At 62.8% G+C, this 22,300-nt stretch carries 20 protein-coding genes; 19 read left to right on the top strand and 1 reads right to left on the bottom strand.

The window, feature by feature from the left end:
• The first annotated feature begins 42 nt into the window (after window positions 1–42).
• Window positions 43–1,437 (top strand): 23S rRNA (uracil(1939)-C(5))-methyltransferase RlmD, encoded by a 1,395-nt coding sequence (gene rlmD, locus AB1286_RS02255; protein WP_430361730.1) that lies wholly within the window; start codon window positions 43–45, stop codon window positions 1,435–1,437.
• A 141-nt stretch (window positions 1,438–1,578) separates the two neighbouring features.
• Here rlmD and AB1286_RS02250 read toward each other — a convergent pair whose 3' ends face one another.
• Window positions 1,579–2,280 (bottom strand): Bax inhibitor-1/YccA family protein, encoded by a 702-nt coding sequence (locus tag AB1286_RS02250; RefSeq protein WP_430361729.1) that lies wholly within the window; start codon window positions 2,278–2,280, stop codon window positions 1,579–1,581.
• A gap of 239 nt (window positions 2,281–2,519) precedes the next feature.
• On the opposite strand from AB1286_RS02250, the gene ndk reads away from it, so the two are divergent.
• From ndk to AB1286_RS02160, 18 genes are all read left to right on the top strand, one after another.
• A complete protein-coding gene (gene ndk / locus AB1286_RS02245) occupies window positions 2,520–2,945 on the top strand; it encodes a nucleoside-diphosphate kinase (RefSeq protein WP_430361728.1) in 426 nt (141 codons plus the stop codon).
• A 114-nt stretch (window positions 2,946–3,059) separates the two neighbouring features.
• Window positions 3,060–4,217: a 23S rRNA (adenine(2503)-C(2))-methyltransferase RlmN gene (rlmN, locus tag AB1286_RS02240; protein WP_430361727.1), complete on the top strand. Its 1,158-nt coding sequence runs from the start codon at window positions 3,060–3,062 to the stop codon at window positions 4,215–4,217.
• A gap of 138 nt (window positions 4,218–4,355) precedes the next feature.
• Window positions 4,356–5,516 (top strand): helix-turn-helix domain-containing protein, encoded by a 1,161-nt coding sequence (locus tag AB1286_RS02235; RefSeq protein ID WP_430361726.1) that lies wholly within the window; start codon window positions 4,356–4,358, stop codon window positions 5,514–5,516.
• Between the two features lie 92 nt (window positions 5,517–5,608).
• Complete coding sequence (gene ispG, locus AB1286_RS02230; RefSeq protein WP_430361725.1) at window positions 5,609–6,913, top strand: flavodoxin-dependent (E)-4-hydroxy-3-methylbut-2-enyl-diphosphate synthase; 1,305 nt, start codon at window positions 5,609–5,611, stop codon at window positions 6,911–6,913.
• Window positions 6,914–6,931: 18 nt separating this feature from the next.
• Window positions 6,932–8,269 carry a histidine--tRNA ligase gene (gene hisS / locus AB1286_RS02225; protein WP_430361724.1) on the top strand — a complete coding sequence of 446 codons (1,338 nt, stop codon included), beginning with the start codon at window positions 6,932–6,934 and terminating at the stop codon, window positions 8,267–8,269.
• A gap of 57 nt (window positions 8,270–8,326) precedes the next feature.
• Window positions 8,327–8,956: a tetratricopeptide repeat protein gene (locus AB1286_RS02220; protein WP_430361723.1), complete on the top strand. Its 630-nt coding sequence runs from the start codon at window positions 8,327–8,329 to the stop codon at window positions 8,954–8,956.
• Window positions 8,957–9,022: 66 nt separating this feature from the next.
• The gene (bamB, locus tag AB1286_RS02215) at window positions 9,023–10,168 is read left to right on the top strand and encodes an outer membrane protein assembly factor BamB (RefSeq protein WP_430361722.1); all 1,146 of its coding nucleotides are present in this window, start codon (window positions 9,023–9,025) and stop codon (window positions 10,166–10,168) included.
• 311 nt (window positions 10,169–10,479) lie between these two features.
• Window positions 10,480–11,817, top strand: a complete 1,338-nt coding sequence (gene der, locus AB1286_RS02210; protein WP_430361721.1) for a ribosome biogenesis GTPase Der — start codon at window positions 10,480–10,482, stop codon at window positions 11,815–11,817.
• Between the two features lie 143 nt (window positions 11,818–11,960).
• Complete coding sequence (gene hfq, locus AB1286_RS02205; protein ID WP_430361720.1) at window positions 11,961–12,197, top strand: RNA chaperone Hfq; 237 nt, start codon at window positions 11,961–11,963, stop codon at window positions 12,195–12,197.
• A gap of 76 nt (window positions 12,198–12,273) precedes the next feature.
• On the top strand, window positions 12,274–13,473 hold the full coding sequence (gene hflX, locus AB1286_RS02200) for a GTPase HflX (protein WP_430361719.1): 1,200 nt from the start codon (window positions 12,274–12,276) through the stop codon (window positions 13,471–13,473).
• Between the two features lie 32 nt (window positions 13,474–13,505).
• Window positions 13,506–14,861: an FtsH protease activity modulator HflK gene (gene hflK / locus AB1286_RS02195; protein ID WP_430361718.1), complete on the top strand. Its 1,356-nt coding sequence runs from the start codon at window positions 13,506–13,508 to the stop codon at window positions 14,859–14,861.
• 12 nt (window positions 14,862–14,873) lie between these two features.
• Window positions 14,874–15,782 carry a protease modulator HflC gene (gene hflC, locus AB1286_RS02190; RefSeq protein ID WP_430361717.1) on the top strand — a complete coding sequence of 303 codons (909 nt, stop codon included), beginning with the start codon at window positions 14,874–14,876 and terminating at the stop codon, window positions 15,780–15,782.
• Between the two features lie 41 nt (window positions 15,783–15,823).
• Window positions 15,824–16,015 (top strand): DUF2065 domain-containing protein, encoded by a 192-nt coding sequence (locus AB1286_RS02185; protein ID WP_430361716.1) that lies wholly within the window; start codon window positions 15,824–15,826, stop codon window positions 16,013–16,015.
• Window positions 16,016–16,122: 107 nt separating this feature from the next.
• Complete coding sequence (locus tag AB1286_RS02180) at window positions 16,123–17,289, top strand: ATP phosphoribosyltransferase regulatory subunit (RefSeq protein WP_430361715.1); 1,167 nt, start codon at window positions 16,123–16,125, stop codon at window positions 17,287–17,289.
• Between the two features lie 127 nt (window positions 17,290–17,416).
• Entirely contained in the window at window positions 17,417–18,763 is a 1,347-nt protein-coding gene (locus tag AB1286_RS02175) for an adenylosuccinate synthase (protein ID WP_430361714.1), read from the top strand.
• A 3-nt stretch (window positions 18,764–18,766) separates the two neighbouring features.
• Window positions 18,767–19,354 carry a phosphoribosyltransferase gene (locus AB1286_RS02170; protein ID WP_430361713.1) on the top strand — a complete coding sequence of 196 codons (588 nt, stop codon included), beginning with the start codon at window positions 18,767–18,769 and terminating at the stop codon, window positions 19,352–19,354.
• 149 nt (window positions 19,355–19,503) lie between these two features.
• Window positions 19,504–21,396 (top strand): potassium transporter Kup, encoded by a 1,893-nt coding sequence (locus AB1286_RS02165; RefSeq protein WP_430361712.1) that lies wholly within the window; start codon window positions 19,504–19,506, stop codon window positions 21,394–21,396.
• A gap of 458 nt (window positions 21,397–21,854) precedes the next feature.
• Window positions 21,855–22,244, top strand: a complete 390-nt coding sequence (locus AB1286_RS02160; RefSeq protein ID WP_430361711.1) for a hypothetical protein — start codon at window positions 21,855–21,857, stop codon at window positions 22,242–22,244.
• Window positions 22,245–22,300: the final 56 nt, after the last annotated feature.

The following is a 22,300-nucleotide window of genomic DNA, read 5'->3' as shown; positions in this document are numbered from 1 at the left end:
TACAATCTCGCCTTTCGTGTCATGTCCATCAGGAAGCCGCAGGTGTCCGAATTTCCCCGTAGTATCGCGCGTCGCTCCGAGGGCGGCGCATCGCCCGCCGAACCGCCTGTGATCGAGATCGATTCGCTCGACATGGAGGCGCGTGGAGTGGGGCGTCTGACGACCGAGAACGGCGAGCCCGGCAAGGTCATTTTCGTCGAAGGCGCGCTGCCTGGGGAGCGCGTCACTTATTCGAGCTACCGCAAGAAGGCGAGTTTCGAGCAGGCGCAAGTCGTCGACGTGCTGCGCGCAAGCGGCATGCGCACGACGCCGCAATGCCGTTTTTTCGGCACCTGCGGCGGTTGTTCGATGCAACATCTCGACGAGCGCGCGCAAGTGGCGATTAAACAGCGCGTGCTCGAAGACAATCTCTGGCATCTGTCGAAGCTCAAGCCCGAAACCGTTTTTCGACCCATTCACGGACCGTCGTGGGGCTACCGCTATCGCGCCCGGTTGACGGTGCGCCACGTCGCGAAGAAGGGCGGCGTGTTAGTAGGGTTTCATGAGAGGAAAAGCAGCTACGTTGCGGACATGACGAGCTGCGAGGTGCTGCCGCCCGACGTCTCGGCGATGCTCGTGCCGCTGCGCCGGCTCGTCGAGAGTCTGTCGATTCGCGACCGCCTGCCGCAAATCGAGTTGGCCGTCGGCGCGAGCGTCACGGCGCTCGTGCTGCGCGTACTGGAACCGATGACGCCTGAGGACGAGGCGCACGTTCGCGCATTCGCCGATCAGCACCGGGTGCAATTCTGGGTGCAGCCGAAAGGACCGGATACGGCCGTGCCGTTCTATCCGCTCGACGTCCAACTCGATTACACGCTGCCCGAGTTCGGCATTCGCATGCCGTTCAAGCCGACGGACTTTACGCAGGTCAATCACGCCATCAATCGCGTGCTCGTCGGTCGCGCGCTGCGATTGTTGTCCCCGGCTCGCAGCGATCGCGTTCTGGACCTTTTTTGTGGCCTCGGCAACTTCACGTTGCCGTTGGCGCGTCTGGCGCGCGAAGTGGTGGGGATCGAGGGAAGCGAAGCGTTGACCTCGCGCGCGCTCGCCAATGCCAAGGTCAACGGCGTCGATCGGCACACTTCGTTCGCTTGTCGCAACCTGTTCGAGGTGACGGCGGACGATTTGCGCGCACTGGGGCCGTTCGACAAATTCCTGATCGACCCGCCGCGCGAAGGCGCACTCGCCGTCTCGAAGGCGCTCGCGGACATCGCTCAAAGCGGACAAGGCTCGCTACCGAGCCGAATCGTCTACGTGTCGTGCAATCCGGCCACGCTGGCGCGCGACGCGGGGCTGCTCGTGCATGAAGCCGGCTACCGGTTAAAAGGGGCGGGCGTCGTCAACATGTTTCCGCACACGTCGCATGTGGAGTCGATCGCGCTTTTCGAGCGCGATTAACGCGTTCGTCGCCGCTGCGCGCGGCGCATAAAACAAAGCCCCCATGCTGCATAGGCAGACATGGGGGCTTTTCGTTTCAGGCTACCTATCGCCGCCAACCGGCGGCGCGACGCTAAGCGAGCGCAACGCGCCCGCCGGCGATCAGTTCCGGTTGTTGCCGCCGAAGATGCCGAGCAGCGACAGCAAGTTCACGAACACGTTGTACAGATCGAGGTAGATCGCAAGCGTTGCCGTGATGTAGTTCGTTTCGCCGCCGTTCACGACGCGCTGGACGTCGAACAGCATGAAGCCCGAGAAAATCACGATCGCGAGCACCGACACCGTCAGCATGAGCGCCGGTAGATGCAGGAAGATATTCGCCACCGACGCGAGCAAGATGACGATCACGCCCATGAACAGCCATTGGCCAAGCCCCGAGAAATCGCGCTTGCTGACCGTGGCGATGGACGCCATCGCGGCAAAAATGACCGCCGTGCCGCCGAACGCCATCATGATGAGCGACGGGCCGTTCGAGAAGTGCAGGATGATCGTCAGAAGCCGCGAGAGCATCAGGCCCATGAAGAACGTGAAGCCCAACAGGAAGACGACGCCGAGGCTGCTTTGCTTGGTGCGCTCGATGGCGAACATGAAGCCGAATGCGATCGCGAAGAACGCGAGCATGCTCATCATCGGGCTCGTCGCGGCGAACAGCGAAAAACCGCTCACGACCCCGATCCAGGCGCCGATCACGGTGGGCACCATCGACAACGCGAGCAGCCAGTAGGTATTGCGGAGCACGCGGTTGCGGATGGCCGCCGAACCGACGGCACCGCCGCGGGCGACGTTATACGGATAGTCGTTCATGCTTTCTCCTTGCGTTAAACGCATTCGAAACCGGGTTGCGCTTGGGGCCGGTTTGGCGGCCGCGCATGCCCATCCCGTCGCCTCCTAAGATCGGTCCTATGAGCGGGAGTTTCAAGCTCCCTTTCGACTTTTCGGACGAAGTTTCATCGGAGGTGGGGATCGATCGCAATCATACACTGGAACATGCTACAATTGCAGATTCGTTAGAATTCGTAACCCCTTAATTTTTTGGAGTTTTTATGGCGATCGAGCGTACCCTGTCGATTATCAAGCCCGATGCAGTGGCGAAGAACGTGATTGGCCAGATCTACAGCCGCTTCGAAAACGCGGGCCTGAAGATCGTCGCGTCGCGCATGGCTCAGCTTTCGCGCGCGGATGCAGAGAAGTTCTACGCCGTTCACGCCGCTCGTCCGTTCTTCAAGGATCTGGTCGAATTCATGATCTCGGGCCCGGTCATGGTGCAAGTGCTCGAAGGCGAGAATGCGATCCTGACGAACCGCGACCTGATGGGCGCGACGGATCCGAAGAAGGCCGACAAGGGCACGATCCGCGCCGATTTCGCGGACAGCATCGATGCGAACGCCGTGCACGGTTCGGACGCCGCCGAAACGGCAGCCGTGGAAATCGCGTTCTTCTTCCCGGAAATCAACGTCTACTCGCGCTGATCGCCGGGTACGTACGTAAGCATATGCCGCTTGGCGCGGGCGGCTCGCCCGGCCCGGCGCCGCGCCTTAGCGCGGCTGCCCCGGGTGCGCCGCACTGAAACAGCAGGATCAAACATGACGAGCAGTCCTACCGTCAACCTTCTCGACCTCGATGCCGCGGGGCTCGTCGCCTATTGCGACAGCCTCGGCGAGAAGGCATTTCGCGCCAAGCAGTTGCAGCGCTGGATTCACCAGTACAACGCCGCCGATTTCGACGGCATGACCGACCTCGCGAAATCGCTGCGCACGAAGCTCAAAGACCGCGCGGCGATCGTGATGCCGCCCGTGGTCAGCGATCACGTGTCGGGCGACGGTACGCGCAAGTGGCTTGTCGATGTCGGTAACGGCAATGCCGTGGAAACGGTATTCATTCCCGAAGAGACGCGCGGCACGCTATGCGTGTCGTCGCAGGCCGGCTGCGCGGTCAATTGCCGGTTTTGCTCGACGGGCAAGCAAGGTTTTTCCCGCAATCTGACGACGGGTGAAATTATCGGCCAGCTTCGGATGGCCGAATTCGCGTTGCGCGCGGCGCTTGGCCGCCCGCACGCGCCGGACAACAAAGGCGAGCGCGTCATCACGAACGTCGTGATGATGGGCATGGGCGAGCCCCTGCTCAACTACGACGCGCTGGTGCCGGCACTTCGCCTGATGCTCGACGACAACGCTTACGGCCTGTCTCGGCGGCGCGTGACGGTATCGACCTCGGGCGTCGTGCCGATGATGGATCGGCTCGGCGCCGATCTGCCGGTGGCGCTGGCGGTATCGCTGCATGCGCCGAACGACGCGTTGCGCGACATCTTAGTGCCGCTGAACAAGAAGTATCCTCTGCGTGAGTTGATGGCGGCCTGTCGGCGCTATCTCGAAGTCGCCCCGCGCGATTTCATCACGTTCGAGTACTGCATGCTCGACGGCGTGAACGATAGCGACGCCCATGCGCGCGAATTGCTCGCGCTGACGGCCGACGTGCCGTGCAAGTTCAACTTGATCCCGTTCAACCCGTTCCCGGAGTCGGGGCTGTTGCGTTCCAAGAACGACCGGATCAAGCGTTTCGCGCAGGTGCTCATCGATGCGGGCGTCGTGACGACGGTGCGTAAGACCCGCGGCGACGATATCGATGCCGCCTGCGGACAACTCGCCGGCGCGGTCAAGGATCGCACGCGCGTCGCGCAGCGGATGGGGCGCGCCTCGGGCGGCTCCTCGGGCAAGATCATTGAAGTGCGGCCCGTGCGCTGACGCGGGCGGACGAAAAGGGGAGGCGGCGCTGTGTGCGCGCCGCCGAAACGTTGTGAGACAGACGGTCCGCGCATCGAGGGCATCGAATGAGCCCGGCGGGCGCGGGGTGGAAAAAGAGAATCGACGCGAGGATCAGGGATGAGTGAGCCGCAGCATCCGCAATCAGAAGGCACACAGACGAGTTCGGGACGTTCAAGCGCCGTGCCGCAGACGGCGCCCGGCGCCTCGTACGCACCGCTGGACTCGCTGGCCGCGGTGGGCGCTCGTCTTGCGCAATTGCGGGAAGCGAAGGGTTGGTCCGTCGATGACGTATCGGCTCGGCTGAAGGTCTCCCCGAACAAAATGCGTGCGCTCGAGGCAGGCGACATCAGCCAGTTGCCCGGCACCACGTTCGCGCTCGGCGTCATCCGCAGCTACGCCAAGATGCTCGGCACCGATCCTGAACCGTTCGCGCAGGCATTGCGCCGCGTCAAAGGCGAGCCCGAGCCCGATTTGTCTATGCCTGCTTCGACGGGCGCCGATTTGCCGCGGGGGCGCGTCTCGGTGTCGCTCGGCGGCACGCCGAAGCATCGCTCATGGTGGTGGGGCGTCGCGGCCGGCGTCATCGTCGTCATTGCGCTGGCCATGTGGCACCAGGGCGGCGATTCGTCGGCCTGGCTCGCACGCCTGAAGGCGAGTGCGGGCGGCATGGCGGCGAATCCGGCCGGTCCGGCGTCGGGTGTTGCGGTGCCCGCATCGGGGGCGACTTCGACGGGGCTCGTCCTTACGCAATCGGCGGGCGCCTCCGGCGCGGCAGCCGCGTCCGACGCGGGGTCGGCATCCACGGAGGCGAGTGCGCCTGCGATCACCCACCTCGAGCCGACGTCGGCCCCCGCCGCTTCGCAGCCGAGCGGCGAGCAAACGGCTTCGGCGACCGTTGCGGCGTCGGTGCCGGCGGCACCCCCTGCGGCCGCTTCGGCGGCGGCGCCCGCGCCGAGTCAGGCCGCTGTGCCACAGCCGCAAGCGGGTACGAGCGAGCAGGCGTCCACGGCCGCGTCGGCCCCGGCATCGGGCGTCGCGACGGTCGGCGTCACCGTTTCCAAGGACAGCTGGTTTAGCGTCCGCGACAAGGACGGCAAGGAAGTCTTCTCGGGCCTCGTCCACGCCGGAGAGACGAAGCAAGTGCAGGGCGTACCGCCCTTCAAGGTCACCGCGGGCAACCGCGCAGGGCTCGAATCGATGACGCTCGACGGACAACCGGTCGACGCGGCGAAATTCGGTCCGAACAAAGGCAACGTCGCGCATTTCACGTTGCCGTAATGGTCCAATGCCGCGGCGGCGCGCCGCGGCTCGATCTTCATTTCGGGCGCGTGGCCGCACGGCGAGCCGCGCGCGCAGCATAACTAGGACTCATGGGTCTTTCGATGCCTACCGACAGCAGCAGTCAGATTTGTTCTTCCGTGCCGGTTTTCGGCGGTCCCGCGAAGCGTCGCGCCTCGCACGCGGTCGATGTTCGCTGGGGCGGCCAACTCGTCACGATCGGCGGCGATGCGCCCGTGCGTATCCAATCGATGACGAATACGGATACGGCCGATGCGATCGGCACGGCTATCCAGGTGAAAGAGCTCGCTCAGGCGGGCTCCGAGCTCGTGCGCATTACGGTCAATACGCCGGAGGCCGCTCAGGCCGTGCCGGCGGTCCGCGAGCAGCTCGACCGGATGGGCGTAACCGTGCCGCTCGTCGGCGATTTCCACTACAACGGCCATTTGTTGTTGCGCGATTACCCCGCGTGCGCCGAAGCGCTGTCGAAGTATCGGATCAACCCGGGCAACGTCGGCCAGGGCGCGAAGCGCGACACGCAATTCGCGCAAATGATCGAAGCCGCGGCGCGCTATGACAAGCCGGTGCGGATCGGCGTTAACTGGGGCAGCCTCGATCAGGACCTGCTCGCGCGCATGATGGACGAGAACGCCGCGCGCAGCGAGCCGTGGGAAGCGCAAAGCGTGATGTACGAAGCGCTGATTCAGTCGGCGATCGGTTCGGCCGAACGCGCCGTCGAATTGGGCTTGCCGCGCAACAAGATCATCCTTTCGTGCAAGGTGAGCGGCGTGCAGGACCTGATCGCCGTCTACCGCGAGTTGTCGCGCCGTTGCTCCTTTGCCTTGCATCTCGGCTTGACCGAAGCCGGCATGGGCTCGAAGGGCATCGTGGCCTCCACGGCCGCGCTCGGCGTGCTGCTGCAAGAAGGTATCGGCGACACGATCCGCATCTCGCTGACGCCCGAGCCGGGCGCATCGCGCACGGGCGAAGTCATCGTCGGTCAGGAAATCTTGCAGACGATGGGCCTGCGTTCGTTTACGCCGATGGTCATCGCGTGCCCGGGCTGCGGCCGCACCACGAGCACGCTGTTCCAAGAACTCGCGTCGCAGATTCAAAACTATCTGCGCGCGCAAATGCCGGTCTGGCGCGACGCGTACCCCGGTGTCGAGAAGATGCACGTAGCGGTCATGGGGTGCATCGTGAACGGGCCCGGCGAGTCGAAACAAGCCAACATCGGCATCAGCTTGCCCGGCTCCGGCGAAAACCCGGCTGCGCCCGTCTTCATCGACGGCGAAAAGGTCAAGACGCTGCGCGGCGAGCGCATTGCCGAAGAATTCCAGCAAATCGTGAGCGATTACGTCGAGCGCCGTTACGGCAGCGCGAGCGTCGCAAATTAACGAGTCAACCGAACAACGATGACAGAACAGAAGCGAAAGCTCGAGAAGCTTGCCGGCGTCAAAGGCATGAACGACATCCTGCCGGCGGATGCCGCGCTGTGGGACTTCTTCGAGTCGACGGTCAAATCGATGCTGCGTGCGTACGGCTATCAGAACATCCGTACCCCGATCGTCGAGCACACGCAACTCTTCACGCGCGGCATCGGCGAAGTGACCGATATCGTCGAGAAGGAGATGTATAGCTTCGTCGATTCGCTCAACGGCGAGCATCTGACATTGCGTCCGGAAAATACGGCTGCCGTCGTGCGCTCGGCCATCGAGCACAATTTGCTTTACGACGGCCCGAAGCGGCTGTGGTACATCGGGCCGATGTTCCGTCACGAACGTCCGCAACGCGGCCGCTATCGCCAGTTCCATCAAGTGGGCGTCGAGGCGCTGGGCTTTGCGGGCCCGGATACCGATGCCGAAATCATCTTGATGTGTCAGCGGCTTTGGGACGATCTCGGCTTGACCGGTATCCGTCTCGAAATCAACTCGCTGGGCCTGGCCGAGGAGCGCGCGGCACACCGCGTCGAGTTGATCGCTTATCTCGAAAAGCATATCGACGCGCTCGATGAAGATGCGAAGCGCCGCCTTTACACGAATCCGCTGCGGGTGCTCGACACGAAGAATCCCGCGTTGCAGGAGATCGCGCAAAATGCGCCGAAGCTGATCGACTTCCTCGGCGACGCATCGCGTGCGCACTTCGATGGGCTGCAACGTTTGCTCAAAGCGAACAACATCCCGTTCACGATCAATCCGCGGCTTGTGCGCGGTCTCGACTACTACAACTTGACGGTGTTCGAGTGGGTGACCGATAAGCTCGGCGCGCAAGGCACGGTTGCCGCGGGCGGTCGTTACGATCCGCTGATCGAACAGTTGGGCGGCAAGCCGACGGCGGCCTGCGGCTGGGCGATGGGTGTCGAACGTATCCTCGAATTGCTGAAGGAAGAATCGCTCGTCCCGCAAGAAGAGGGATGCGACGTCTACGTCGTCCACCAAGGCGAGAGCGCACGCGAGCAAGCGTTCATCATCGCGGAGCGTTTGCGGGATACCGGTCTGGACGTGATCCTTCATTGCAGCGCGGATGGCGTATCTGCCAGCTTCAAGTCGCAAATGAAGCGAGCCGATGCGAGCGGGGCTGCATTCGCGGTCGTTCTCGGCGAGGACGAGGTGGCGAACGGCACCGTCGGCATCAAACCGCTGCGTGAGACCGCGACGGCGGAAAAGAGCGAACAACGCACTGTGCCGGTTGAAAACTTGACCGAATTTCTAATCAATGCGATGGTTGCAACCGCCGAAGACGGCGACGACTGACGCAATGGTCGCCGGTCACGATAAGAACGGCTCGAGACAAGAAGGAATCGCTTAGCGATGAGTTATCACGACGAACAAGAATCGATAGAGAGCTTCAAGGCTTGGTGGGCGCAGTGGGGCAATGCGTCCACTTGGATCGTCCTCGTGGCGCTGGTCGCCGCGGCCGCTTGGAACGGCTGGCATTTTTGGCAGCGGCGTCAGGCTACGCAGGCTGCGGTGCTCTATGAGCAAGTGCAGCAGTCGGTCCGTGGGACCGATAAGGCCGTGATCGCGCGCGACGCCGGCGATATGGAGTCGCGCTACGGCGGAACCGCATATGGCCAAATGACCGCGCTCGCGGCTGCCAAGGCGCTCTATGAAGCGGGTGACGTCACCGGCGCGAAGGCGCAATTGCAATGGGCGATCGATCACGCGAGGGACGACGAGTACAAGGAAATCGCGAGGCTGCGTCTGGCCGCCGTATTGCTCGACGAGAAGGCGTACGACGCCGGGCTCGCGCTGCTCGACGGTACGCCGCCCGAGGGCTTCCAAGGCGCCGTGGCGGATCGTCGCGGCGATCTGCTGGCGGCCGCGGGCAAGCGCAGCGACGCGCGCAGTGCTTATCAGCTTGCGCTCTCGTCGCTGAGCAAGAGCAATACGTCCGCTCGCCGGCTGATCCAATTCAAGCTCGACGCGCTCGGCGGTTGAGTGGCGCGTCCGCGTCGCCGCTAGCCGGTCTTAACTGAACAACCTTTGACGAAGCCTCGCTCACCGATGAATTTGCTGAAACGTTTCGCCGTGCCCGTCGCTTGCGCGATGACCGTCCTTGCGATGGCCGCTTGCTCGTCCACCAAGGACCCGCGCCGTGACCCGGTGCCGCTCACCGAGTTCAAGCCCGTCTTCAAAGTCGAGCAAGCCTGGAGGACGAGCGTGGGCAAGGCGGGGCGTTATTTCTTCTCGCCGCTCGTGGTTGGCGATTACGTCTACGCTGCGGGATCGAACGGGTCCGTCGCGAAGATCGACGGGAAGACCGGGCGAAAGGTTTGGAGCACGAAGCTGCATGACGACCTGACTTCGGGCGTGGGCAGCGACGGCACCTATACGGCCGTCGGCGCGGAAAAGGGCGGCGTCGAGGTGCTCGATGGGGACGGCAAGCTGCTGTGGAAGACGACGGTGCCCGGCGAGATCGTCTCGCCGCCGCTCGTCGGCAACGGTTATGTGGTTGTGCGCACGATCGACGGTCAAATCAGCGCGTTCAATGCATCCACGGGCGAATTGCGCTGGCAATATCGCAACCGGGCCGTTCCGTTGAACTTGCGTGTATCGGCCGGCATGGCGTTCGCAGCCCAAGCCGCGGTACTTGCTGGCTTTCCGGGCGGCTCGCTGTCGGCAATCAACCTGAAGACGGGCGACGATTACTGGCAGGCGCCCGTGTCGTTCCCGAAGGGCGTGACCGAAGTGGAGCGGATCAACGACGTAACCGGGGCGCCGACGCTCGTCGGCGCCGAGGCCTGCGCCGTGACGTTCCAAGGCCGCATCAGCTGTTTCGATGCGAACAGCGGTCAGCCCGTTTGGGAGCAGACGTTCTCGGGCGTGGCAGGCCTCGCCGCGGACCGCACGGCGGTGGTGGCGCCCGACGATTGGTCGGTGCTCCAAGCGTTCGATGCGACTACGGGCAAGCCGCTGTGGAAGAACGACCAATTGAAGAACCGGGATCTGAGCACGCCTTACCTGCTCGGCCCCGATGTCGTCGTCGGCGATTACAAGGGCTACGTTCACTTCCTGTCGCGTGACGACGGCAAGTTCCTCGCCCGCGCGAAGACAGACGGAAGCCCGATCACGGCCGCGCCCGTCGCGGTGGGCGATACCTTGATCGTGCAAACGCACGACGGCGACTTGTACGGATTCGTCTCGCACTGAGCGGTTCGTCGAGTCGGGTCGTAGACCGCAGGCCGGCTCAGCCGGCCGCGGGCGTTTTTGAGTACCGGCGCGCGTGGCACGCCGCCGGCAGATGGATGCGCGGTGCCTTGCACGCCGTCGTATCGTGATAATTTTCGAGCAGTGGCGCACTGTCGTGCGCCCTGCGGCCGCTTGCGAGCAAGCGCGATGCTAGGGGCCGGCGCGTCCTGCCGGCTCGTGCCGTATGCGGCGTATCGATGCGCCGTTGGTTCCGCAACTCGCCGCATCGGCGAGCCGGCACCGTGGCGCATGCCTCTTTTAGATAACGTCAGATGAAACCCGTAATTGCCCTAGTCGGGCGCCCCAATGTGGGGAAATCCACCCTGTTCAACCGGCTCACGCGTTCGCGCGACGCCCTCGTCGCCGATTTGCCGGGCTTGACGCGCGATCGCCACTACGGCGAGGGGCGCATGGGTGACCGTGCGTATCTCGTGGTGGACACCGGCGGCTTCGAACCCGTCGCCAAGGACGGGATCTTGCACGAGATGGCGCGGCAAACGCGGCAAGCCGTCGAGGAGTCGGACGTCGTCGTCTTTATCGTCGACGGACGTAACGGGCTGGCGCCGCAGGACAAGACGATCGCCGATTATCTGCGCAAGACCGGCCGTCCGATCGTGCTCGTCGTGAACAAGGCCGAGGGCATGAAGTACACGGCCGTCGCATCCGACTTCTATGAACTCGGTCTCGGCGATCCGCGCGCGATTTCGGCGGCGCACGGCGACGGTGTGACCGAGATGATCAACGACTCCCTGGAAATCGCCTATGCGGGCCATCCGGAAGAGTCGGAAGAGGAGAGCGGCGCGCGCGGCGTGAAAATCGCGATCGTCGGGCGGCCCAACGTGGGCAAGTCGACGCTCGTCAATACGCTGATCGGCGAAGAGCGCGTGATCGCGTTCGATATGCCCGGCACGACGCGCGATTCGATTTACGTCGATTTCGAACGCCAGGGCAAGAAGTACACGCTGATCGATACGGCCGGCCTGCGCCGGCGCGGCAAGGTGTTCGAAGCGATCGAGAAATTTTCGGTCGTCAAGACGCTACAGTCGATTGCCGACGCGAACGTCGTCATTTTGCTGCTCGATGCACGCCAGGACATTTCCGATCAGGACGCCCACATTGCCGGATTCGTGGTGGAGCAAGGGCGGGCGCTCGTGGTGGGCGTCAACAAATGGGACGGCCTCGATGCGCACACACGCGATCGCACGAAAGCCGACATGATTCGCAAGCTGAAATTCTTGGAGTTCGCCAAGTTCCATTTCATCTCGGCGACGGAAAAGACCGGCATCGGCCCGCTCATGCGATCGGTCGACGATGCCTACGCAGCCGCCATGGCGAAATTGCCGACGCCGAAGCTCACGCGCGCACTCATCGAAGCCGTGGAATTCCAGCAGCCGCGCCGGCGCGGTCCGGTGCGCCCGAAGCTGCGTTACGCGCACCAAGGCGGTCAAAATCCGCCAATCATCGTCATCCACGGCAACGCGCTCGACGCCGTGACGGAAACCTACAAGCGCTATCTGGAAAATCGCTTCCGCGAAACTTTCTCGCTGACGGGAACTCCATTGCGCATAGAGTTCCGCTCGTCGACGAACCCGTACACCGATAAGAGCTGATTCGGCGCCCGCGGCGCCTTGGCCGGATGGCCTGGGCGGCCCGAGGGACAACGAAAATCGGCTATAGTGTAGCGATTGGCGGCGGATTTCTTTTTCTTCGTCCCAATCCGGATCCAACCTGCAAAAAAACGACGGAGTTTGCTATGAGCAACAAAGGGCAACTGTTACAAGACCCGTTTCTGAACGCACTGCGCAAAGAGCACGTGCCGGTTTCCATCTATTTGGTCAACGGCATCAAGCTTCAAGGGAACATCGAATCGTTCGACCAGTACGTCGTGTTGCTCCGTAACACCGTGACCCAAATGGTCTACAAGCATGCCATTTCGACGGTCGTGCCGGCCCGTCCGGTGAATTTCCATCCGGATGCGGAAGCGGCCTAATCTCATCTTAGCGGCCGGCGCGGCGCCGACTGATCGGCGTGCGCGCCGGCCGCTTCTCATTTAGACGCCCATCAATTTGATCAACGCAGCGCTCGTCGGCATCGATTTCGGAAAAATCGACTTCGAAGCCAGTCTCGAAGAACTCAGTCTGCTCGCGCAAAGCGCGGGCGCACATCCCGCCGTGACCTTGACCGGGCGTCGCTCGAGCCCCGACGCGGCGTTATTCGTCGGCAGCGGTAAGGCCGAGGAATTGCGCCTTGCTTGCGAGGCCAACGACGTCGAAATCGTCATCTTCAATCACGCTTTGGCGCCGGCGCAGCAGCGCAATTTGGAGCGCACGCTTAACCGGCGGGTCGTCGATCGCACGAGCCTTATTCTCGATATCTTCGCGCAGCGTGCGCGTAGCCACGAGGGCAAGTTGCAGGTCGAATTGGCGCAATTGCAATACATCGCCACGCGCCTTGTGCGCGCTTGGACCCACCTCGAACGTCAAAAAGGCGGTATCGGCCTGCGTGGCCCTGGCGAGACCCAGCTCGAAACCGACCGTCGCTTGATCGGCGAGCGTATCAAGATGCTCAAGGGGCGGCTCGACAAGCTGCGCCGTCAACACGGTACGCAAAGGCGCCAACGGGCCCGCAATCGCGCGATGTCCGTATCGCTCGTCGGCTATACCAACGCGGGCAAGTCCACGCTGTTCAACGCGCTGACGAAAGCGCAGGCCTATGCGGCGGATCAGCTCTTCGCCACGCTCGATACGACCTCGCGACGGCTCTATCTCGGCGATGAAGCGGGGCAGGTGATCGTTTCCGATACGGTCGGCTTCATTCGAGAATTGCCGCACCAACTCGTGGCCGCGTTTCGAGCGACGCTCGAAGAAACGATTCACGCCGATTTGCTGTTGCATGTCGTCGATGCATCGAGCGCCGTGCGCCTCGACCAGATCGACCAAGTGAACGAAGTGCTCGGCGAGATCGGCGCGCAAACCGTGCGGCAGGTTCTCGTCTTCAACAAAATCGACGCAGTGCCCGAGTTGGCAGCTCGCGGCGGCACGGTCGAGCGAGACGAGTATGGTAATATTTCGCGCGTCTTTTTGAGCGCGCGCACGGGGCAAGGCTTGGATACGCTGCGCGCAGCCATCGCCGAAATCGCCACCTCAGAACATCTCCCGGATAGCGGGCGGGCGCAGCCGGAAGCGGCACCGCCGGCGCATGGGCATGAAGACCCAGACGCATCGGGCTCGTCCGATGTGTGGACACGGCGCTCCGATCTGCATTGACCGGTTCTCCCAACTCGAGCGAACGAACACTGGTGAACGAATACAACGAGCGGAGTTTCTGGCTGCGTGCGCGCGCCATTCTATCGATCAGCGATCCCCGCTGGGGGCGAGGCGACGGCAATGGCAGTCGCCAGCGGCCGAACGAGCCGAAGCGTGGTCCCGGCGATGAAGACGGCCCGCCCGATCTCGATGAAATGTGGCGGGAATTCAACCGCCGCTTGTCGCGTCTGTTCGGCGGCAAAGGCCCGGGTTCGGGTCCTGGCGACCGGCGTCCGGATAACGGGCGCGCAGCGCGCATCGGCGTTGGCATCGTCATCGGCGTGCTCGTCGCGATCTATATCGGCAGCGGCGTGTTCGTCGTGCAAGACGGTCAAACGGGCGTCGTGCTGCAATTCGGCAAATATCGCGGCACCGTGGAACCCGGCGTGCACTTGCGCATGCCGTATCCGTTCGAAACGCATGAAATCGTCAATGTCGCGCAGGTCCGCTCGGTCGAGATCGGCCGCGGCAATGCGATGAGCGACGCCGGCACGAAAGACGCTTCGGTGGTCACGCGCGACGGGGATATCGTCGACGTGCGTCTAGCGGTTCAATATCAAGTGAAGTCGGCAACGGATTACCTGTTCCGCACGGCCGATCCGGATCTCGCCGTTACCCAGGCTGCGCAGGCGGCCGTACGCGAGATCGCCGGGGCGCAAAGTACCGAGAGCCTGCTCGGCGGCAATCGCGATGCGCTTCGCGAGCCCATCACGCAAGCGATCCAAAAAGCACTCGACCTCTATCGCAGCGGGCTTGCTGTGACAGGCGTCACGATCATGTCGATCGACCCGCCGGCCGCCGTGCAAAGCGCTTACGCGGACGCTACGCGCGCAAAGCAAGAGCGCGCGAACGCGAAGGCCGAGGCGCAAGCCTACGCGGGGCAGATCCTGCCCGGTGCGAAGGCTCAGGCTCAGCGGACCCTCGACGACGCCAAGGCCTACGCCGCACGTGTCGTCTCCGACGCACAAGGCGACGCCGAGCGCTTCAATCAGGTCTACGCCCAATACGCGAAGGCGCCGGCTGTCGTGCGCGAGCGGATGTATCTGGAAACCATGCGCGACATTTACGCCAATTCGACCAAGATTTTCGTAAGCGGTAAGGCGGGCGGCAGCGTCGTCAACCTCTCGGTGGACAAGCTGCTCGAGGGCAATCGACACGGTTCGTCCGAGGCTGCCGGCGCGCCGACAGCGAGCGCGCCGTCGGCGGCATCGAGCACCGCACCCACCGTGCCCACGGCGGCGTCGCCGGCTGAGCCGAATGCGGCCAGCCAGCCGGCCGCCGCCAGCGACGCGTTGCGTTCGCGCGATTCGCTGCGCAGCCGTGCGCGCGAAGACGACTTGCAGCAATAAGGAGCGCTCGACATGAATCGTATCGTTGCGCTCGTGGTGGTCGTCGTGGCCGTCTTGTTCGCAGGGGCGTCGACCGTGCTCGTCGTCGATCAGCGGCACGTCGCGGTCGTTTATTCTCATGGCGGCGAACATCCCACGCTCGTGGGCCCCGGCTTGCACGTGAAACTGCCCACGCCGCTACAAGCGGCCATGTTGGTCGACACGCGCGTCCGTACGCTCGCCTCGACTGACGCGGAGCGTTTCGCTACGTCCGATAAGAACGACTTGCTCGTGACGCCGGTGTTGAAATACCGCGTGGCCGATGCGCTCAAGCTGTTCGCCGAAACCGATGCGGACCAGCAAAGCGCGCTGGATCGGCTCGCGGGACAAATGCGCGTCGCGCTTGGGGCGGCGTTTGCCAAGCGCACGCTCGCCGACGCGCTCTCGCACCAAGGCGAGCTTGCGCAAGAGGCCAAGGCGGCCATGGCGGCGCAGGCGAAGGCGCTCGGTATCGACCTCGTCGATCTGAGTCTCGTACGCGTCGACTTTCCGCAAGCAAGCGCGGAGGCGGTCTACAAACGGATGTCCGCCGCGCAGGAACAGGTGGCGAGCGACGAGCGCGCGCAAAGCGCGACCGAGGTGGCGCAGATCAAGGCCGATGCCGAGCGTCAGCGCGAAGCGGTGCTAGCCGATGCCTATTCGACGGCGCAGGCGGTCAAAGGCGAGGGCGATGCCAAGGCGGCTGCGATTGCCGCGGACGCCTTCGGTCGCGACCCGGGCTTTTATCAGTTCTACGAAAGCTTGCAAGCGTATCGCGGCGTGTTCAAGCCGGGCGACGTCATTGTCGTCGATCCGGACAGCGAATTTTTCCGCTTCATGCGCAGCCCCGACGGTAGCGGCGCGCCCGTCACTCCGGCCGCCTCGGCTTCACGCAAACATTGATTCAGGGGCGCGGCCGATCGATCGGCTGCGCCGGCATCTCCATGGATATGGCTGCCTCGTTATTGCTTGCGATTGCTCTGATGCTGATCATCGAGGGCATGTTCCCGTTCGTGTTTCCGACAGCGTGGCGCGACACGTTTCGTAAAATAGCGGAGCGGCCGACGCACCATATTCGCATCGGAGGATTGATCGTCATGGCGCTCGGCCTGCTGCTGCTTCTCGCGGCCACCTGACGGCTGCCGCGGCCGTTCGCGCGACAGGCGCGTGCCGTTTCACGCTTCGCTCGATTCGCTTTTGGCTGCGCCTCGCGCGCCTTCATTTACGTCGTAGGACTGATCCGATGTCGACCTGGCTGCTTCCCGAAAATATCGCCGATGTGTTGCCTTCCGAGGCGCGCAAGATCGAAGAACTGCGACGCGCGCTGCTCGATCGCTTCCGTACGTACGGATACGAGATGGTGATGCCGCCGCTGCTCGAGTACCTCGAGTCGCTGCTGACGGGCGGCGGCAGCGATCTGAATTTGCGCACCTTCAAACTCGTCGATCAGCTCTCTGGGCGCACGCTCGGGCTGCGCGCCGATACGACGCCGCAAGTCGCCCGCATCGACGCCCATCTGCTCAATCGGCAAGGCGTGACGCGCCTCTGTTACGCCGGCAGCGTATTGCATACGCGCCCGCGTGGCTTGCACGCCACGCGCGAGCAAATCCAGATCGGCGCCGAGATCTACGGTCATGCGGGCCTCGAAGCCGATCTCGAAATTCAACAGCTGATGATGGACGTCCTGCGTTTGGCAGGCATCGAAAACGTCCGGCTCGATCTTTGCCACGCGGGCGTGCTGCTCGCCTTGTTCGAGCGCGATCCCGCTGCCAGTGCACGCGGCGAGACGCTGTACGAAGCGCTGGCGGGCAAAGACGTACCGCGTATCGAAGAGCTCACGCGCGATCTCGAGCCGCAAGTACGCGATGCGCTGCGCGCGTTGCCCGCGTTGTACGGCGATGCGTCGGTGATCGAGCGCGCGCGGCAGCAGCTACCGCAGTGGCCGGCGATTACGCAGGCACTCGACGACTTGGCGTTCCTCGCCGCGCGTGTCGAAGGCGGGGACGTCACGATCGATCTCGCCGATCTGCGCGGCTATGCGTATCACAGCGGCGTGATGTTTTCGGCTTACGTCGCCGGCGTGCCGAACGCGCTGGCGCGCGGTGGACGTTACGACCATGTCGGCCAAGCGTACGGGCGCGCACGTCCCGCGACGGGTTTTTCGCTCGATCTGCGCGAAATCGCACGCATTTCCCCGATCGAAGCGCGCAGCAGCGCCATCCTCGCACCTTGGAAGCATGACGATCTGTTGCGCGAACGCGTCGCCGCGTTGCGCGACGCGGGCGAGGTCGTGATTCAGGCATTGCCGGGGCACGATCATGCGCTCGACGAGTTCGCGTTCGACCGCGTGCTCGTGGAGCGCGACGGGGCCTGGGTCGTACAGGCGCGCCAACCGAATGCGGGAGCTTGACCGGGTGGGGCGTCAGGTGCCCTAACGGTCATGCTCGAATGGTCCATGCCGTTGAAGCGAAACGGAAAAATTCGGAAGCTTCCGCGAACATGGGTAGAATACGTTTTTAACCAGCTAACGAAACAACATGTCTGCCAGCGCAGTGAATGCAGCCCAGGGACGCAACGTCGTCGTCGTCGGGACTCAATGGGGTGATGAAGGCAAGGGCAAGATCGTCGACTGGCTGACGGACCACGCGCAAGGCGTCGTACGTTTCCAGGGCGGCCACAATGCCGGGCACACGCTCATCATCGGCGGCAAGAAGACGATTTTGCGCTTGATTCCGTCGGGCATCATGCGCGCCGGCGTCGCTTGCTACATCGGCAACGGCGTGGTGCTGTCCCCCGAGGCGCTGTTCAAGGAGATCGACGAGCTCGAAGGCGCAGGCCTCGACGTGAGCCGTCGTCTGTTCATCTCCGAGGCAACGACGCTGATTCTCCCGTACCACGTGGCGATCGATCAGGCCCGCGAAGCGCGTCGCGGTGCCGGCAAGATCGGTACGACCGGGCGCGGCATCGGGCCGGCATACGAAGACAAAGTGGGGCGCCGCGCACTGCGCGTGCAGGACTTGTTCTTGCCCCAGACGTTCGCCGACCGCCTGCGCGAAAACCTCGATTTCCATAATTTCGTGCTGACCCAATACCTGGGCGCCGCCGCCGTCGATTTTCAGCAAACGCTGGACACGATGCTGGGTTACGCCGAGCGTCTCGCGCCGATGGTCACCGACGTATCGCGTCGCCTGTACGAGGAAAACGAGGCCGGCCGCAATCTGTTGTTCGAAGGCGCACAAGGCACGCTGCTCGACATCGATCACGGTACCTATCCGTTCGTCACGTCGAGCAACTGCGTGGCGGGTGCCGCTTCGGCGGGCGCCGGGGTGGGGCCGCAGAAGCTGCATTACATCCTCGGTATTACGAAGGCGTACTGCACGCGCGTCGGTTCGGGTCCGTTCCCGAGCGAACTTTATGACGCGGACAATCCCCAGCGCCAGGAAGCCGTGGGCGTGACGCTGGCCAACGTCGGCAAGGAATTCGGTTCGGTGACGGGCCGTCCGCGCCGCACCGGCTGGCTCGACGCTGCCGCGCTGCGCCGCTCGATTCAGATCAACGGCGTGTCGGGACTTTGCATGACGAAGCTCGACGTGCTCGACGGCCTCGAAGAAGTGAAGCTTTGCGTCGGTTACAAGGTGGACGGCAAGAGCGCCGATCTACTGCCGCGCGGCGCGGCTGAAGTGGCGCGCTGCGAGCCCGTGTACGAGACGTTCGGCGGCTGGAAGGAAAGCACGATCGGTATCACGCAATGGAGCCAACTGCCGGCCAACGCGCAGGCGTACCTCACGCGCGTGCAAGAAGTCGCCGGTGTGCCGATCGATATGGTTTCGACGGGGCCGGATCGCGACGAAACGATCTTGTTGCGCCATCCGTTCAAGGTCTAATCGATGACGCAGAACATGACGATGATCGCGATGACGGATCCTCGCAACGACGACAAAAACCTCTGGGTGAGCTGGGACGAATACCACCGGCTCATCGAGTTGTTGGCGCTCGGCGTGCACGAGTCGGGATGGAAGTTCGACAACATCCTGTGTCTGGCGCGAGGCGGGCTGCGCGTCGGCGATCAACTTTCGCGCATCTACGACCTGCCGCTTGCGATTCTCGCGACGAGTTCCTATCGCGAAGCGGCGGGCACGCAGCAGGGCGACCTCGATATCGCGCAGTACATCACGATGACGCGCGGCGATCTGTCTGGCAACGTGTTGCTCGTCGACGATCTCGTCGATTCGGGCGTGACGCTCGCGCGCGTGCAGCAGCATCTGAAGGAGCGCTATCCGGCCGTCACGGCGGTGCGCTCGGCCGTGCTTTGGTATAAGGCCTGCTCGAAGGTCAAGCCGGACTACTTTGTCCAGCATTTGGCCACAAACCCGTGGATTCACCAGCCGTTCGAGGAATGGGATACGGTCCGGCCCCATAATCTTGGCGCCTGGATCAAGCGCGGCGTTGCCCAAAATATGCCGTCCGGCACGTAATTTGCGTTTAGTCTGACTACGGCATTCGTGACTGCACCGACAATTGAGCGGAGTCGACTGACTCCGCTCTTTTTGTCTGTATTCCCCATCGTTGCACCGCTAGAATAGCGCTCGCTCTCGGCTTATCCGGGTACCACCCGGTCGCGTTTATGACAGACAACAACCACGACGATCTTCGACAGCATTCTTTGCCGTCGCTTGCGCTAGCGGCGATTGGCGTCGTCTTCGGAGATATCGGCACAAGTCCGCTGTATTCGCTCAAAGAAGCGTTCAGTCCCGCCCACGGTATCGCGTTGACCGATCATTCGATTCTCGGCGTGATTTCGCTGCTGTTCTGGGCAATTATTTTCGTGGTGTCGATCAAGTACGTCCTGTTCGTGATGCGGGCGGACAACAACGGCGAGGGCGGCGTACTCGCCTTGATGGCGCTCTCCCTGCGGCCGTTCTCGACGAAATCGCGCTTCGCGGGCTTCCTGATGATGCTCGGCATTTTCGGCGCCTGTATGTTCTATGGCGACGCCGTCATTACGCCCGCTATCTCGGTTATTTCGGCGGTGGAAGGGCTCGAGATCGCCACGCCGCAACTCTCGCATCTCGTCTTGCCGATCACGATGGTGATCCTGGTCGCGCTATTTTGGATTCAGCGCCACGGCACGTCGCTCGTGGGCAAGCTCTTCGGCCCGATCATGCTGGTCTGGTTCGCGACGCTGGCCGTTCTCGGCGTTCACCACATCATGCACGCGCCGCAAATCATCGCCGCGCTCAACCCGTATTACGCGTTTTCTTTCATGCACGCGCATATGCTCCAAGCGTATGTCGTGCTGGGATCGGTTTTCCTCGTGCTGACGGGCGCGGAGGCGCTGTATGCCGACATGGGACACTTCGGTGCGCGGCCGATCCGTCTTGCGTGGTACCTGCTTGTCATGCCGGCGCTCGTGCTCAATTACTTCGGGCAAGGCGCTTTGCTGATGCAAAACCCGAAGGCAATCGAAAATCCGTTCTTTCTGATGGCGCCGCAATGGGCGCTCTTGCCGTTGGTTGTCTTGTCCACCGTGGCGACGGTGATCGCCTCGCAAGCCGTGATCTCGGGCGCCTATTCGCTGACGAGCCAAGCCATCCAACTCGGCTACGTGCCGCGGATGAAGGTGCTTCACACCTCCGAACTGGCGATCGGCCAGATCTACGTGCCTGTCGTGAACTGGCTGCTGCTGTTCATCATTTTGTGCGTCGTACTTGCTTTCAAGAGCTCCGACAATCTTGCCGCCGCGTACGGCATCGCGGTCACGACGACGATGGTCATGACGACCGTGCTGGCCTGCGTCGTGATGGTCAAGGTGTGGAACTGGAACAAAGCGCTCGTGGCCGTCATCATCGCCGCATTCATGACGGTGGACGTCGCATTCTTCGGGGCGAACTTACTGAAGGTCGCCGAAGGGGGCTGGCTGCCGCTCGGTATCGGCGCCTTGCTGTTCTTCCTGCTGATGACGTGGTACAAGGGCCGCTTGCTCGTGAAGGAGCGTACGGCAGCCGACGGTATTCCGCTGGCGCCGTTCGTGCAGGGGCTGTTGGCGCACCCGCCGCATCGTGTGTCGGGTACGGCGATTTATTTGACGGGCAGCGACTCGCTCGTTCCGGTGAGCTTGCTGCATAACCTGAAGCACAACAAAGTGCTGCACGAGCGAACGATCTTTTTGACGTTCGTCACGCGCGACATTCCTTACGTCAAGGACGACGAGCGCATCACGCTCAAGGACGTCGGCGGCGGCTTATATCTCGTCCGGGCCGTGTACGGCTTCAACGAAACGCCGGACGTCAAAGCGGTTCTATTCGAGCTCGAACGCATGTGCGGCATGCAATTCGAACTTATGGATACGTCGTTCTTCCTGGCGCGCGAAACGGTCGTGCCGACGCAACTGCCGGGCATGTCGATCCTGCGCGAGCGCATCTTTGCTTGGATGCACCAGAACGCCGCCAAGCCGACCGACTTCTTCCGCATTCCGGCTAACCGCGTGGTAGAACTCGGAACGAAGATCGAGATTTAAAGCAAGATGGCGACGTGCTGCGTCGCCCATCCCGCAGGAACAAAAAAAGCCGCGTTCGATGAGACGCGGCTTTTTTGTTCATGCGCCCGTTCGCACTCGGCATGAGCACTATGACCGCGACGCGCACGAATACGTCATGTCAGTGCCGGCCGGTGGCCGGATCGTCTTCCACCCCTCCGCTATACACCGCTAAGCCCGGAATACAGGTGCCGAATACCTGTCTTGGCAGTGCGGAACGTGACACGACTCGTGATAGGGCGAATGCACCATTTTTCTCGCTGCACGGGCCCGCTATCGTCGTTACACCCGCCGACTCTTTTGCGTTGAGCACTGGTCGTAGCAATCGTGTACTGACGCGTCGGCACCTTCACAGGTGCTCGATCCCGGTTCTATCGACGTGGATAGTCCGATGGTCGGCTGGGTCATCGCGTATCCCTTTCGACTCCTGGAGTGAAGTCATGTCCGATCTGAATACCTCTCACGATTATCACGACGAGATCAAGGAAGGTTTGGTCCTTTTTCTCGATCCCGCAAAATTCGGTAACAGCGAGGTGTCGCACAATGCTGTACCCGTTCAGGGGGGGCATTACTTTGTGTGTCTTGGACGTAGCGGCAGCACGCTTAGTCGCTGGTTTCCCGTATTCAGCACTAACGACGGGAAGAAGACGTTATTGCCGGGCGTGAAGGCGGGTATTGATCATTGGACTACGTCCTCAAGCTATTACTACCGCAATCAGGTATGGACCCTTGAGGACGCAGTGGTCAATGCTGCGGCATATGCTGACACTGCGACCCAGCATGGCTTGCGCAATTCGATAGCGCTACCGACGGATTTCGAGAACATCTGATCCGCCCTATGCGGAATCGCACGTCCGATGGAGTGAGCGGGCTCAGGGGGAACGCC

Source organism: Trinickia sp. NRRL B-1857 (genome assembly GCF_050470685.1).
GTDB lineage: Bacteria > Pseudomonadota > Gammaproteobacteria > Burkholderiales > Burkholderiaceae > Trinickia.
Note: the sequence above shows the minus strand (reverse complement) of the source record. Positions and strands in the feature narration are given on the sequence as shown.

Coding starts and splice junctions, on each gene's coding strand:
- AB1286_RS02250 (WP_430361729.1), bottom strand. CDS start 2,280: ATGAACGACTATCCGTATAACGTCGCCCGCGGCGGTGCCGTCGGTTCG.
- ndk (WP_430361728.1), top strand. CDS start 2,520: ATGGCGATCGAGCGTACCCTGTCGATTATCAAGCCCGATGCAGTGGCG.
- rlmN (WP_430361727.1), top strand. CDS start 3,060: ATGACGAGCAGTCCTACCGTCAACCTTCTCGACCTCGATGCCGCGGGG.
- AB1286_RS02235 (WP_430361726.1), top strand. CDS start 4,356: ATGAGTGAGCCGCAGCATCCGCAATCAGAAGGCACACAGACGAGTTCG.
- ispG (WP_430361725.1), top strand. CDS start 5,609: ATGGGTCTTTCGATGCCTACCGACAGCAGCAGTCAGATTTGTTCTTCC.
- hisS (WP_430361724.1), top strand. CDS start 6,932: ATGACAGAACAGAAGCGAAAGCTCGAGAAGCTTGCCGGCGTCAAAGGC.
- AB1286_RS02220 (WP_430361723.1), top strand. CDS start 8,327: ATGAGTTATCACGACGAACAAGAATCGATAGAGAGCTTCAAGGCTTGG.
- bamB (WP_430361722.1), top strand. CDS start 9,023: ATGAATTTGCTGAAACGTTTCGCCGTGCCCGTCGCTTGCGCGATGACC.
- der (WP_430361721.1), top strand. CDS start 10,480: ATGAAACCCGTAATTGCCCTAGTCGGGCGCCCCAATGTGGGGAAATCC.
- hfq (WP_430361720.1), top strand. CDS start 11,961: ATGAGCAACAAAGGGCAACTGTTACAAGACCCGTTTCTGAACGCACTG.
- hflC (WP_430361717.1), top strand. CDS start 14,874: ATGAATCGTATCGTTGCGCTCGTGGTGGTCGTCGTGGCCGTCTTGTTC.
- AB1286_RS02185 (WP_430361716.1), top strand. CDS start 15,824: ATGGATATGGCTGCCTCGTTATTGCTTGCGATTGCTCTGATGCTGATC.
- AB1286_RS02180 (WP_430361715.1), top strand. CDS start 16,123: ATGTCGACCTGGCTGCTTCCCGAAAATATCGCCGATGTGTTGCCTTCC.
- AB1286_RS02175 (WP_430361714.1), top strand. CDS start 17,417: ATGTCTGCCAGCGCAGTGAATGCAGCCCAGGGACGCAACGTCGTCGTC.
- AB1286_RS02170 (WP_430361713.1), top strand. CDS start 18,767: ATGACGCAGAACATGACGATGATCGCGATGACGGATCCTCGCAACGAC.
- AB1286_RS02165 (WP_430361712.1), top strand. CDS start 19,504: ATGACAGACAACAACCACGACGATCTTCGACAGCATTCTTTGCCGTCG.
- AB1286_RS02160 (WP_430361711.1), top strand. CDS start 21,855: ATGTCCGATCTGAATACCTCTCACGATTATCACGACGAGATCAAGGAA.